Source organism: Faecalimonas umbilicata, from assembly GCF_042846195.1.
GTDB lineage: Bacteria > Bacillota > Clostridia > Lachnospirales > Lachnospiraceae > Faecalimonas > Faecalimonas umbilicata.
This window is the reverse complement of the sequence record NZ_AP031411.1, coordinates 2582766-2596771: the sequence shown is the minus strand read 5'-3', so window position 1 is coordinate 2596771 and position 14006 is coordinate 2582766. Positions and strand designations below refer to the sequence as shown.

Annotated in this window: 13 protein-coding genes and 1 tRNA gene; 12 read left to right on the top strand and 2 right to left on the bottom strand. The window is 45.7% G+C overall.

What is annotated here, in order from left to right; genetic code table 11:
* Positions 1–2: 2 nt before the first annotated feature.
* From selA to ACGG81_RS12495, 5 genes are all read left to right on the top strand, one after another.
* Positions 3–1406, top strand: coding sequence for an L-seryl-tRNA(Sec) selenium transferase (selA, locus tag ACGG81_RS12515; RefSeq protein ID WP_008977016.1), 1404 nt, complete (start codon positions 3–5; stop codon positions 1404–1406).
* A gap of 76 nt (positions 1407–1482) precedes the next feature.
* Positions 1483–3399, top strand: a complete 1917-nt coding sequence (gene selB / locus ACGG81_RS12510) for a selenocysteine-specific translation elongation factor (RefSeq protein ID WP_117577839.1) — start codon at positions 1483–1485, stop codon at positions 3397–3399.
* On the top strand, positions 3396–4301 hold the full coding sequence (locus ACGG81_RS12505; RefSeq protein WP_009263329.1) for a selenium metabolism-associated LysR family transcriptional regulator: 906 nt from the start codon (positions 3396–3398) through the stop codon (positions 4299–4301). Before selB ends, ACGG81_RS12505 begins: the two co-directional genes overlap by 4 nt.
* A gap of 84 nt (positions 4302–4385) precedes the next feature.
* Positions 4386–5522: an aminotransferase class V-fold PLP-dependent enzyme gene (locus ACGG81_RS12500; RefSeq protein WP_199413384.1), complete on the top strand. Its 1137-nt coding sequence runs from the start codon at positions 4386–4388 to the stop codon at positions 5520–5522.
* Between the two features lie 40 nt (positions 5523–5562).
* Positions 5563–5799 carry a DUF3343 domain-containing protein gene (locus ACGG81_RS12495; RefSeq protein ID WP_008977012.1) on the top strand — a complete coding sequence of 79 codons (237 nt, stop codon included), beginning with the start codon at positions 5563–5565 and terminating at the stop codon, positions 5797–5799.
* Positions 5800–5909: 110 nt separating this feature from the next.
* Here the strand turns inward: ACGG81_RS12495 and ACGG81_RS12490 are convergent, their stop codons facing one another.
* The gene (locus ACGG81_RS12490) at positions 5910–6497 is read right to left on the bottom strand and encodes a TetR/AcrR family transcriptional regulator (protein ID WP_009263327.1); all 588 of its coding nucleotides are present in this window, start codon (positions 6495–6497) and stop codon (positions 5910–5912) included.
* Positions 6498–6526: 29 nt separating this feature from the next.
* Positions 6527–7555 (bottom strand): proline racemase family protein, encoded by a 1029-nt coding sequence (locus tag ACGG81_RS12485; protein WP_009263326.1) that lies wholly within the window; start codon positions 7553–7555, stop codon positions 6527–6529.
* Positions 7556–7787: 232 nt separating this feature from the next.
* On the opposite strand from ACGG81_RS12485, the gene ACGG81_RS12480 reads away from it, so the two are divergent.
* The 7 genes from ACGG81_RS12480 to ACGG81_RS12450 all read left to right on the top strand — a co-directional run bounded on the left by ACGG81_RS12480 (position 7788) and on the right by ACGG81_RS12450 (position 13884).
* Positions 7788–7885 (top strand) — tRNA-Sec (locus ACGG81_RS12480).
* A gap of 287 nt (positions 7886–8172) precedes the next feature.
* Positions 8173–9489, top strand: coding sequence for a proline reductase-associated electron transfer protein PrdC (prdC, locus tag ACGG81_RS12475; RefSeq protein ID WP_009263325.1), 1317 nt, complete (start codon positions 8173–8175; stop codon positions 9487–9489).
* Between the two features lie 53 nt (positions 9490–9542).
* The gene (prdA, locus tag ACGG81_RS12470) at positions 9543–11405 is read left to right on the top strand and encodes a D-proline reductase (dithiol) proprotein PrdA (RefSeq protein ID WP_390108639.1); all 1863 of its coding nucleotides are present in this window, start codon (positions 9543–9545) and stop codon (positions 11403–11405) included.
* Positions 11406–11454: 49 nt separating this feature from the next.
* On the top strand, positions 11455–11745 hold the full coding sequence (locus ACGG81_RS12465) for a CBO2463/CBO2479 domain-containing protein (protein ID WP_008977007.1): 291 nt from the start codon (positions 11455–11457) through the stop codon (positions 11743–11745).
* Entirely contained in the window at positions 11742–12467 is a 726-nt protein-coding gene (gene prdB / locus ACGG81_RS12460) for a D-proline reductase (dithiol) protein PrdB (protein ID WP_081636854.1), read from the top strand. Before ACGG81_RS12465 ends, prdB begins: the two co-directional genes overlap by 4 nt.
* A 172-nt stretch (positions 12468–12639) precedes the next feature.
* Entirely contained in the window at positions 12640–13398 is a 759-nt protein-coding gene (gene prdD / locus ACGG81_RS12455) for a proline reductase cluster protein PrdD (RefSeq protein ID WP_009263323.1), read from the top strand.
* A 21-nt stretch (positions 13399–13419) separates the two neighbouring features.
* Positions 13420–13884: a glycine/sarcosine/betaine reductase component B subunit gene (locus ACGG81_RS12450; RefSeq protein ID WP_390108633.1), complete on the top strand. Its 465-nt coding sequence runs from the start codon at positions 13420–13422 to the stop codon at positions 13882–13884.
* The last annotated feature ends 122 nt before the right edge of the window (positions 13885–14006 follow it).

Below are 14006 nucleotides of genomic sequence, written 5' to 3'. Positions count from 1 at the left end.
AAATGAATAAGAATTTATTATACCGCAGGATACCGAAGGTAGATGTACTGCTGGAAGATGAAAAGATTCGGGAGCTGACAGAGCAGTACAGTTACGATACCGTGCTGGAAGCGGTGCGGGAGGAGTTGGATAAACTCCGGGCGTTGATCGGAACATGCGAAGACGAAGCAGAAGGAATCCGGGAGATTGAACAATTGTCTGTACGGATTCAGGAGGCAGTAAAGGCGATGCATACGCCGAATATGCGTACAGTGATCAACGGAACCGGAACAATTTTGCATACAAACCTTGGACGTGCACCGATTGGGGAGCGTCATATGAGACATATTGCAGATATTGCAATGAATTATTCTAATTTGGAATATAACCTGGAAGCAGGAGCAAGAGGGGAACGTTATTCGCATTTTGAAAAATTACTTTGCAAGATTACCGGAGCAGAGGCGGCGATGGCGGTGAATAACAATGCGGCGGCAGTTATGCTGATCCTGAGCACAATGGGAAAAGGAAAAGAAGTGATCGTCTCCCGGGGAGAACTTGTAGAGATCGGCGGAAAATTCCGGATTCCCGATGTGATGGAGCAGAGTGGAGCAACGCTTGTAGAGGTCGGTACGACAAATAAGACGCATTATACAGATTATGAAAATGCGATCACAGAGGAGACGGCAGCGCTGTTAAAAGTACATACAAGTAACTACCGAATCGTTGGATTTACAGATAACGTAAGTATCGCAGAACTTGTTCCGCTTGGGAAAGAGCGGGAGATTCCTGTAATCGAAGATCTTGGCAGCGGTGTGCTGATCGATCTTAGCAAATATGGACTGACCTATGAGCCAACCGTACAGGATTCTGTGCGAAATGGTGCAGATGTCGTGTGCTTCAGCGGGGATAAGTTGCTCGGAGGTCCGCAGGCGGGAATCATTGTCGGCAAGAAGAAATATATTGACCAGATGAAGAAAAATCAGCTGACGAGAGCACTTCGGATTGATAAGTTTACAGCGGCAACGCTGGAGGTCGTTTTACAGGAGTATTTATCTGAGGAAAAAGCAATCCAGAATATTCCGGCACTTCGCATGATCACAAAAGAGATCGAAGAGATTACAAGAGATGCGCAGGAATTGGAAGCACTGTTACAGCAGGCAGAATTGCCGGCTCAGATTCAGATGGAGCCATGTGAGTCACAGATTGGAGGAGGATCTCTGCCGTTGGAGAGGATCCCAAGTATGGCTGTGACGATTCATCCGGAAAAGATTACGACAGCAGAGTTGGAACTTCGGCTGAGACATATGTCTGTTCCGATGATCGTGCGTACAATGAATGACAAGATTGTGATCGATGTGCGCACAGTGGATAAGAAATGGTATCCGAAGATCGCAAAGATGCTCAAAGAAGAAGAGATATTGGAGTAAGGGGAAGCAAAGAGATTCGCCTGAATCAGAAAAAAGGGGATCGGCAAAGATCCCCGAAGGTAGAAAGGCAGTACAGATGAAGAATATCATTATTGGAACCGCAGGTCATATTGACCACGGAAAGACAACTTTGATAAAAGCGCTTACTGGGCGAAATACAGACCGGTGGGAGGAGGAACAGAGGAGAGGGATTACGATCGACCTCGGATTTACTTATTTTGATCTGAAAAACGGGGATCGTGTCGGAATCATCGATGTTCCCGGACATGAAAAATTTATCAACAACATGGTGGCAGGCGTCGTTGGAATGGATCTTGTCATGCTTGTTGTGGCAGCAGATGAAGGAATCATGCCGCAGACGAGAGAACATATGGATATTCTCGGGCTGCTTGGAATTGAAAAAAGCATTCTTGTTATCAACAAATGTGACTTGGTTGATGAGGAGTGGCTGGAACTTGTGGAGGAAGAAATCAAGGAAGAACTGGAAGGCACTTTTCTGGAAGATGCTCCGATCGTAGAAGTATCTGCAGCGACAGGAGAGGGGATTCCACACTTGATCGATGTAATTGAGCAGATGACGGCAAAAGAGGTGGAGCCAAAAGAGATCAACACGATCCCGCGGCTTCCGATCGACCGTGCGTTTACTTTATCCGGATTTGGGACAATCATCACAGGAACGCTGCTGACGGGAAGTATCAGCAAGGAAGATGTTCTTGAGATGTATCCGATTGGCAAAGAGTGCCGAATTAGAAGTATTCAAGTGCACGGGCAGGATGTGGACCGCTGTTATGCGGGGCAGCGTGTGGCAATCAATCTCTCGAATGTAAAAAAGAAGGAAATTGCGAGAGGATGTGTGCTGGCGCCGCCGAACAGTATGAAAAATACAATGCTTCTTGATGTGAAGCTGAATATGCTCCCATCTTCGATGCGAGTGTTGACCAATCATGCGAGACTACATTTCTTCACGGGAACAAGTGAAGTGCTCTGTCGGGCGGTACTTCTTGACAAGGAAGATCTGGGTCCGGGAGAGAGTGGATATGTGCAGCTTCGTCTGGAAGAAGAGGTGGCATTGCGAAGAGGAGACAAATTTGTTGTCCGTTTCTATTCTCCGATGGAGACAATCGGGGGAGGTGTTGTTCTGGAGCCAAATCCAGAGCGAAAGAAGCGTTTCCAGCAGGATGTGATCGAGGAACTGAAGCAGAAAGAATCAGGTTCCTCCGAGGATATTATCGAACTTCATGTCAAGGCGCATGCAGAGACGATGGTAACACTTGGGGAACTTGCGAAATTGACTGCACTTTCTATGGAAGAAGTGGAGGCAGATGTACGATCACTGGAAGCACAGGGAAAAGTATATGTATTCCAGATGAAGAAAGATGTCTATGTATGGCATGCGGCGAGTGAAAATGCAATGAGAGAGACTTTGTGTGAGACACTGCGCAGTTATCATAACAGTCATCCGTATCGATATGGTATGAAAAAGGCAGAAGTACATATGACTTATTTGAAGAAAGTCAAGGCGAATGTATTTGACCTTTATATGGAATTGCTTGTGGAGAAAGGTGTCTTGAGACGCCATCAGGAATTTTTGGCATTGCCGGAGTTTGAAATCCCAAAAGATGAAAGATATCAGAGACTGCATGATCAGATGATCACTGTGTTTGAAGACGCAAAATTTGATTTCGCGAAATTTTCTGAGATCCCATTTGAGGAGAAGGAACGTCCGATGGCCGAAGATATTGTAATGTTTCTTGTAGATGAGGGAAGTGTGGTAAAGGTGGCAGAGGATCTGTATACAAGGAAGCATTTCATGGAAGAAGCAAGAGAGATTGTGGAAGGAATGCTGAGGGAGCGCGAGATCATCACGATCGCAGAGCTTCGAGATGCACTGAATACGAGTCGCAAGAGTGCGAAGCCGATCATGGAATATATGGACAGCATAAAAGTGACAAAACGAAACGGAACAGAAAGTGAAAGGGTAGCATACGTATGAATTTAAAACAGCTGGAAGCATTTGTGAAGGTTACGGAAGGACGGAGTTTCTCCAAGGCAGCAAAAGAATTATTCCTGACACAGCCGACAATCAGCGCACACATTGCTTCTTTGGAAAAAGAGTTGAATACAAGGCTGTTTGTGAGGAATACAAAAGAGGTCAGCCTCTCAGAAGATGGAACCGTTTTATATGAATATGCAAAGCAGATGGTAGAGCTGGAACGGAAGATTGAGTATGCGTTTCTTCATGAAGAACAAGATGCACCGCAGTGTATTACGATTGCGGCATCTACGATTCCGGCGCAGTATCTTTTACCGCGAATTTTGGCAAGATTTAGTGAACGGTACCCGAAAGAACAGTTTAAAGTGATGGAGACTGACAGTGCAAGAGCGATTGAACATGTGATCAATCATACTGCAGATATCGGTTTTACCGGGACGGTGATGGAGAAAAAGAACTGCAAGTACATTCCGTTTTATTGGGATGAACTTGTCGTGATCACACCGAACAATGAAAAATTCCGCAGACTAAGGGAGATTGGTTCCCCACTTGACTGGATCATGAATGAGCCGATCATCATGCGTGAAGAAGGATCGGGAACGCGGAAAGAGGCGGAACGTCAACTTCGGGAAAATGGTATTGAGGTGGAGAGTCTGAATATCATTGCAAGTATTGAAAATACAGAGACCATCAAGCGGTCTGTCGGAAATGGACTGGGTGTCTCTGTGCTGTCAAAGCTCGCAGCGCAGGATGAACTGATCCATGGAAGGATATTAAGTTTTTCTCTTCCATCACAGCGCGGAGGAAGAAATCTGAATATCGTATACAACAAAAATTTTCATCTGCCACAGGCAGTAGAGAAGTTTATTAAGGTGACAAGAGAGGTTTACCAGACATTTTAGAAGAAAATGCTGGTGGGAACCGCAGGGAATGTGAAAGTTGTTTTCTGCGGTTCTGCAAGAAAAAGAAAGCAGGCAGGTACGGTTATGATATATATGGATAATGCTGCGACGACGATGAGAAAGCCGAAGGAAGTCATCGAGGCAGTCACAAATGCAATGCAGTGTATGGGAAATGCCGGCAGGGGGGCACATGAGGCATCTTTAGATGCATCGAGAGTGATTTACGATACGAGAGAGCGTCTGGCAAAGCTTTTTGGGGCGGAGAGTCCAAAAAATATTGTATTTACAAATAATTCGACAGAGAGTCTGAACATTGCAATCCGGGGTGTGTTATGTCCGGGGGATCATGTTGTGACGACGATGTTAGAGCACAATTCAGTATTGCGGCCGCTTTATGCAATGGAAGAAAACGGTGTGGAGCTGACGATTGTTTCCAGTGATCCGTCGGGGAATATTTCGTACGATGAAATGGAAGCGGCGATTCGTCCACACACAAAGGCGATCGTCTGTACGAATGGCTCAAATCTGTCGGGAAATATGATCGATATTGCTCGTGTGGGAGAAATTGCGAAGAGACATCAGGTGCTTTTGATTGTCGATGCTTCACAAACGGCAGGGGTATATCCGATTGATGTACAGCAGATGCAGATTGATATTTTATGTTTTACCGGGCATAAATCCTTGTTAGGTCCGCAGGGAACCGGGGGAATGTATGTCCGCACAGGATTGGAAGTCCGCCCACTCAAGTGTGGCGGCAGTGGTGTCGATACTTATAATAAGCATCATCCGAAAGAAATGCCTACTGCTCTGGAGGCAGGGACACTAAACGGACATGGAATCGCAGGGCTTGGAGCTGCAGTGAAATATTTGGAGGAGACGGGGATTGATCAGATCCGGGAGAAGGAACTTCAGTATATGTGGCAGTTCTATCACGGGGTGAAAAAGATTCCGAATGTAAAAATTTACGGGGATTTCTCGACAGAGCGACGCTGTCCGATCGTGACGCTGAATATTGGGGAGTATGACTCTTCAGAAGTCAGCGATGAGCTTCTGATGACCTACGGGATTTCTACAAGACCGGGGGCACATTGTGCGCCGCTGATGCATGAAGCATTTGGAACGGTTGAACAAGGGGCAGTACGTTTCAGCTTCTCACATTATAATACAGAAGAAGAAGTAGAGACAGCGATCCAAGCAATCCGGGAACTGTCAGAAGAGTAGATGCAGAGACAATAAAAAGAAAAGAAAGTAAGTAGAAAACATGAGAAAGAAAGAATTGAAACTAGTGATCACTTTCCATACAACAGCAGATGCGATGGCGATGGAGAAAGCATGTAAGGAGCATGGAGCTGCCGGAAGACTGATCCCAGTTCCGCGTACAATCTCTGCGGGCTGTGGATTATCTTGGTGTGCAGATCTGACAGAGCGGGAAGCGTTAAAAAGCGTTATGGAGAAAGTTGGACTTCAAGAAGAAGAGATGCATGAGTGCATGGTATAAGAAGGAACAGAAATAAAAATTGTGAGGGTATCGCCCAATCATCTAATTGAATGATTGGGCGATACCCTCAATTTTTATTATATTCTGCAACCCTTTGTTCTTTGTTTGTGTTAATTTTTGGCGAGGAACTGTGCCAGTGTTCCCGGCAGAAGTTCTGCGCTGTATTTGCTCAGAGAGTAGGATCCCTGGCAGAGTAGCCAGTCGTAGATCAGTGAGCGTTCATACATCGTGTAGAGATGAACAAGTTCGTTTGCGGAGCGTTCAGAAGTAAACTCCCCACAGTTCTGTGCAGCTTCGATGATTTCCCGGATGCAGGTGAAATAGAATCGCTGATCATCTAGAAGTGCACGTTGGTCTCTTGTCGTCAGCTGCGAGGAGTAGAGTAGTGTCAGAAGTTCCATATCCACGCTTGTCTCGATCATCAGGAACAGTTCATAGTTCAAATAGAGAAGTTTGTCAGCGGCAGAAAGAGTTGGATCCATCGATGCGACAAGCTCTTCGTATTTATCATCAAACAGATAGGCAAGTGAGCCGAGCAGGGCATCTTTTCCTTTAAAATAATGATAAAAGCTGCCTTTGGATGTTCGGGAGGCAGTGATGATATCATCGATTGTCGTTGCGTGATATCCTTTTTTATAGAAAAGGTTCCATGCAGCTTTTACAATCTTACTCTTTGTCGTCTGTCGTTTTCTAGGCATAAGCTGCCTCCTTTCTTTTTGTGTGAAGATTACCCAACTTGGAACCCATACTTTAGCGGATCATCTGGATCGATCACATAGGTTGCTGCTCCGGTAATGTAGGCACTTCCGGTAATCTGTGGGATGATTGCTTTGTAGTTCCCGACAGTTGTTTCCCCTTTGACGATTCCGGTAAATTTAGAGCCGATGAAACTTTCATATACAAAAGGTTCGTTCATGCCGATTTGGCCGTGAGCATACAGTGCGGCAAGCTTTGCGCTTGTTCCGGTTCCGCAAGGAGAACGGTCAGCCATGTGGTCTCCAAAGATTACGACATTTTTCATGGTGCATCCAGGGGTTGTCGTAGAACAGTACAGTTCTGCGAGATCCACAGAAGTAATATCAAGTGTAGGGTGTTTGATTTTTACTTCTTCATTGACCTGTTTTACAAGCTGCATTCCAAAACGTGTCAGTTCCTGGATGTTTTCCGGTGTGACTGTCTTGCCGATCTGTGAGAGATCTACGAGAGCGAAAAAGCTTCCGCCGAAGGAAATATCGTACTTGATTTTTTTGCCGTCAATCACCGTTGTAAGATTTTCTTTATATAAGAAAGCAGGAACATTTGTGAGTGTGACGTTTAAGACTTTTCCATTTTTGACTTCTGCTTTTGTTCGGATCAATCCGGCAGGAGCATCCAATACCACTTCTGTATAAGGTTCCTTTGCCTCCACAAGCCCGGTTTCGATGAGTGCAGTGACAGAGCCGATGGTTCCGTGGCCGCACATATTTAGATATTCTCCGGTGTCCATGAAGATGACGCCAAAATCTGCTTCCGGATGGATCGGATCGGTCAGAAGTGCACCAAACATATCGTGATGTCCGCGCGGTTCGAACATTAGGGCAGTGCGGTATTTGTCATAATGTTTTGCAAGATAGTTCTTGCGCTCGATCATCGTATCTCCCTTTAATGGGGGAAATCCGGATAAAATAATTCGCGTAAATTCTCCTACGGTATGTGTGTCGATTGCTTTGAAAGCGGCCTCGAAAGAGTCCGTGTTTAAATGTGGATTGATTTCCATTGCGGTACCTCCGAAATTTTTATGTCAGCTGTATATAAGATAGCGGACTTGTTAATAGACTAAATACTAGAACGTAGTTCAGTTTTCTAATAGTATTATCAATGAAAAGTCCTAAAAAGTCAATGGAAAGTGAGAGTTTGAAAGAATAAATAAAATGAAAAAAGTTGGAATTTACTATTGAAAAACAGATAGGTTTGTGATAAAGTAAATGAGCAGAGAAAAATGCATATCTGGGGGTAGATGGGTAACTGGTGTGCCTCCTAGTCTTCAAAACTAGTGTGGGGCGTTAGGAGCGTCCCGGGTGGGTTCGATTCCCACATGCCTCCGCCAAAAGGAGAAAAGTTCCAGATGCATCCGCAGTCCAACTGAGAAGTCGAGAGAGGCTGTGGTTCCGGAAGATGCATTGCGTAGAATGTAAAGCACAGATGTCTTTGAGCGGCTTACATATAGATGTGCAGACTGGAATGGATATAGATGGTCAGTGATGACCGAGAACAGAATAGAGAATGTAGGGCTGTTGCTGTCAGAATACAGGGGCAGGCTTGATTAAATGATGAATGAAAAAGCTGAGTATTATACTCAGCTTTTAGTGAATACAGATAAAGGAGTCGAGAGCAGTGGGACGGGTACATATTTTATTAAAGCAGCATGTGGGGGCACCATGCAAGGCTGTCACGGAGCCGGGGGCGGATGTACAGAGAGGGACATTGATCGCAGTTCCGGACGGGCTTGGTGCCAATATATTTTCCAGTGTCTGTGGAGTTGTGGAGTCGGTAACTGACACAGAGATCGTCATCCGCAAGAAGGAAGAACAGCCAGAAAGTTATGTGAAGATTCCGGAAGGAACGAAGGCTGAGATGGTAGCCTATGCTGGTATCACCGGAATGGGCGGCGCGGGATTTCCGACAGCAGTGAAACTTTCCGCAGATTTGCACGGGGGATATATTCTTGTCAATGCGGCAGAATGCGAGCCGGGACTTTGTCATAACATCCGACAGATTGAAGAACAGTGTGACAAGATCATAAGGGGAGTAAAATATTGCATGGAGCTGACAAATGCATCCAAGGCAATTTTTGCAATTAAGAAAAAAAATGAAAAGGCAGTTCGCGTTTTAAAAGAAGCACTGAAAGAAGAGGAAGGAATCACACTTCATCTCTTGCCGGATATTTATCCGATGGGAGAAGAACGAGCAGTTGTAAGAGAGTGTCTTGGAGTGGAGCTTGGAGTGGATCAGCTTCCGACGGCAGCAGATGCAGTTGTAATCAACGTAGAGACCGTTTCTAGAGTGGCAGAGGCGATCGATGAGAGAAAGCCATGTTTTTCCAAGAATGTAACTGTCGTAGGAAAGTTAAACGGCGGCGAAGAGCCACATGTCTTTTTAGATGTTCCGATCGGGACGAGTATCGGGGAACTGATTGAGCGTGCAGGAGGGATTAATGGAATTTACGGAGAGATTATCGTGGGAGGACCATTTACCGGGCATGCAGCGCAGGAGGATACCCCAGTGACAAAGACAACCGGAGGGGTGATCGTGACGATTGATCTTCCAGATCTTCATGGGGCGCCGGTAGGACTTCTTGTCTGTGCCTGTGGTGGGACAGAGGAGCGTATGCGCGATATCTGTGCGAAGATGAATGGCAAGGTTGTATCGGTTGCGAGATGTAAGCAGGCCGTTGAGATGAAAAATGGTGCGTTAAAATGTGAGCGCCCGGGAAACTGTCCGGGACAGGTGAAAAACAGCATCCAGTTTAAGAAAGATGGATGTGAGTACATTATAATAGGAAACTGTTCGGACTGTTCCAACACAGTGATGGGATCTGCGCCAAAGATGGGGCTGAAAGTATTCCACCAGACAGATCACGTGATGCGGACAATTCACCATCCGCTGTACAGACACTTAAGAGTATCAAAGAAAGTAGAACAGGATATTTAATCTGCTTTCCGGTCTGGTGGATCGGGAAGCATTCATATAAGGAGGGACATGTTATGTCAATTACAGCAGAAACAGCAAAAGAACATGCGAAGGATCCAGCGGTGCTTTGCTGCCGGGCGGAAGCGGGGATTACGATTGGTGTTGAAAATTTGGAAGATCCAACGATTTTTGATGATCTTGTAGATTCTGGGCTTTTAAATCTGGACGGAGTTCTGACGATCGAGCAGATTCTTGGGGCGACATTGACGAAGACTTGTGATTCACTGACGCCACTTACACCGGATGTGGTAGCAGGAATCAAGGAAGTGGAACAGGAGATAGCTGTTGAAGAGCCTGCAGAAACAGAGGCAGAGCAAAAAGAGGAAGTGGCATCCAGTCAGAGTATTGTCACAACGGCTGGCGGTGTGTTAAAGATTCACATTGGAAAGGGAAAAGATATTGACATCGAAATTCCGACAGGAATCACAGCAGGTGCTGCAGGTGTGCAAATGCCAGCGATGCAGCCAGCTTCTGTTGTGCCGGTTGCAGCGGCGCCGGCAGCAGAAGAGAAACCTGAGAAGGTTATCAGAAGCCTGACAAGAAAGCATTTTAAAATTACAGAAGTAAAACGTGGACCGGAGACGAAGATCGAGGGAACTGTTTTATATATTCGAGAAGGGATTGAGGAGGAAGCAGCAGCTTCCCAGGAACTTGTCAATAGTCTGAAGATTGATATCATCACACCGGAACAGTATCATACATACTCTGAGACGATTATGGATGTACAGCCGATCGCAGCCAAAGAAGGGGAAGATGAGATTGGATCCGGTACAACAAGAGTGCTTGACGGCGTTGTTGTTATGGTGACAGGTACCGATGCAAATGGTGTTCAGATTGGAGAGTTTGGATCTTCTGAAGGAATTTTGGATGAAAATATTATGTGGGGAAGACCAGGAGCGCCGGAGAAAGGTGAAATCTTCATTAAGACAGAAGTGGTCATCAAAGAAGGTACGAATATGGAACGTCCGGGACCGCTTGCGGCCCACACTGCAACGGATGTGATCACACAGGAGATCCGCCTTGCCCTGAAGAAACTGGATGATACACTTGTTGTTGATACAGAAACATTTGAACAGGTGAGAAGACCTGGTAAGAAAAAAGTTGTGATCGTAAAAGAAATTATGGGACAGGGAGCGATGCATGACAATCTGATTCTTCCGGTAGAGCCGGTTGGTGTCCTTGGAGCAAAACCAAATGTAGACCTTGGAAATGTTCCGGTTATGGTATCTCCGCTTGAGGTACTTGACGGATGTATTCATGCGCTGACATGCATTGGACCTGCATCAAAGGAAATGTCAAGACATTACTGGAGAGAACCTCTTGTACTGGAAGCCTTGTATGACAAAGAACTGGATCTCTGCGGCGTTATTTTTGTAGGAAGTCCTCAGATCAATTCGGAGAAATTCTACGTGTCAAAGCGTGTCGGAATGATGTGCGAAGCTCTGGATGTAGACGGAGCATTTGTCACAACCGAGGGGTTTGGAAACAATCACATCGATTTTGCAAGCCACATTGAACAGATTGGTATGAGAGGAATTTCTGTAGTTGGGATGTCGTTCTGTGCAGTGCAGGGAGCGCTTGTTGTCGGAAATAAATATATGACTAATATGGTTGATAACAATAAATCGGAATCCGGAATCGAGAATGAAGTGCTCGCATGCAATACACTCTGTCATGAAGATGCAATTCGTGCGCTTTATATGCTGAAAGCAGATATGGCGGGAGAAGAGATCAAGAAGCCGGAGAAAAAATGGAATCCAAATGTGAAGGAAAATAACGTGGAGCTGATCTCTAATGTGACTGGGAAACCGGTAGAACTTGTGGCAAATGAACAGTCTCTGCCAATGAGCCAGAAGCGAAAAGAAAAATACGACTAAAATTTTGTGGCAGCCAGAAACTGTCGGAAAGTCGATAGCAGGTGATGACATGAAGTATGGGGATAAGATCATTCGGATGGAAGGGGTGATCGTGGAGGTACATGATGGCTGTGTGGGGATTGATTTGAAAGGTCGTCTCGGCTATCTGAAAGTACCGATGCGGATGTTAATCACAGACTATCCGGTGAAAGTGGGACAGGAAGTTGCATGGAACATGAGTTTTGTGGAACAGATGGGCCCTGAGATCAATGAAAAATATATGAGCAATCTGATGACGTATCAGAAGCGTCAGGAAAAAATGCGTGCGAACAATAGAGATGATGAGGAGGTAACGCAATGAGCTTAACAGTAGTGAAAGGTATGCAGTCGGAAATCTTTGTTCCGATCACACCGCCGGCTGTATGGACTCCGGTGAAGAAAGAGCTGAAAGATATGACGATCGCGCTGGCAACAGCAGCGGGTGTTCACCATAAAAGCGATGAGAGATTTAATCTTGCAGGTGATTTTACTTGGAGAAAAATCACAGATCAGATGAAATCCGATGAATTGATGGTATCCCACGGTGGATATGACAATGGGGATGTCAATAAAGACATCAACTGTATGTTTCCGATTGACCGGATCCATGAACTGGCGAAGGAAGGATTTATCAAAGCGTGCGCGCCAGTGCATGCCGGATTTATGGGAGGCGGCGGAAATCAGGAGAAGTTTAAACATGAGACAGGCCCTGCGATTGCTCAGATGTTTAAAGAGGAAGGCGTAGATGCAGTGATCCTTACTGCTGGTTGAGGTACCTGCCACCGCTCTGCAGTACTGGTGCAGAGAGCGATTGAGGAAGCGGGAATTCCGACAATTATTATTGCGGCACTTCCGCCGGTTGTACGTCAGGCTGGAACCCCTCGTGCGGTAGCGCCGCTTGTTCCGATGGGAGCAAATGCGGGAGCGCCGAACGATGTAGAGATGCAGACTGCAATCGTAAAAGCGACATTGGAACAGCTCATAGAGATTGAAACTCCTGGAAAGATTGTTCCGCTTCCATTTGAATATGTAGCGAAAGTATAATCATGTGTAATATCATATAAAAAAGAAAACGTGTATGAGAACTATTTCTGGTAGAGTGAGTATCAAAGGAACGATGCGAAGAAAGAGAATGGGACTTCATACACGTTTTTTTATTTGCTTTTTGTAATGGGTGTGAAGGGAAAAGCAGATGTGAAGGAAAGGGGAAAGAAAAGTGGAAGAAATCAGAAAGCGGCGTCTTGTCATTAAAGCTTTTCATGCAGAAACTGTTCGGGAAGGGCAAGAAAATCGGATCACAAGGGCGAGGGAGATAGAAGTAGCACCAGAATCTTTTGCAGAAAAAGCGGATCATGAGATGATTGAACAGATTCGTATTCGGCTTGTGCATCCAGATCAGTACCAGGAGGAGACGAACAGCATTATGGATGTAATTCCGATTTCAGCAAAAGTACTAGGAGAAATCGGTGAGGGAGTGACACACACCGTGACAGGAGCTTATGTATTGTTAACCGGGGTGGATGTAGATGGAATCCAGACAGCGGAATTTGGATCATCGGAAGGGGTGATCGAGGAGCAGATCGCATGGGGGAAAGCTGGAACACCTAAGCGGGGAGATGAACTGATTTTGTTTGAGGTGACGTTCTGTGCCGGCAAGGGGCAGGATCGTGAGGCGGTCACAAGGGCGCATGCGCTCTGCGATGAATTTGTCCAGCAGTACCGGGAGTGTTTAAAAAAGCTGCGCGGGGAACAGTGTACAGAGCGGAGAGAGTTCTATGATATTGAGAGACCGGGAAGAAAGAAGGTTGTGATTGTAAAACAGGTGGCTGGTCAGGGGGCAATGTATGACATGCAGCTCTTTGCAAAAGAACCATCGGGAATGGCAGGAGGCAGATCTATCATTGATATGGGAAATATGCCTCTGGTCGTAACACCGAATGAATACCGGGATGGAATCTTGCGATCCATGCAGTAAGGAAAGAAGGAGGAAAAAGCGATGGGAATCGGACCGTCTACAAAAGAAACAAGCCTGCATCATTTTCGGGATCCGCTTCTGGATGTAATATCTTCGGATGAAGAACTTGATCTGTTAGGCATTATTATAGTAGGAACTCCTGATAATCAGGAAGAAAAAATGCTCGTAGGAACGAGAGCTGCCGTGTTGGCGGAGAGTATGCGGGCAGATGGGGCAATCATTTCTGCGGATGGATGGGGGAATAGTGATGTGGATTATGTCAATACGGTGGAGCAATTGACAAAGAGAGGAATTGCTGTCTCTGGATTGAAGTTTGTTGGGACTTCCGGCGGTTTTGTTGTGGAGAGCCCGAATATGAATGCAATCGTAGATATTAATAAGAGTAAGAGTGGTACAGAGACGTGTGTGCTTGGAGAAAATAGTGTGACAGAGCTGGATGCGAGAAAGGCTGCGGCGATGTTAAAGCTAAAGATGAGAAGAGGATAAAGAAAAAGACGAAAAAAGACATGCCTGCAAGATGACTGACTAAGCTGCGGCATGTCTTTCTTCTATATTTATTGAGAGGTTTGTTGCTTTGCAATCCGTTATATTAAAAGAGGGGGAATGGA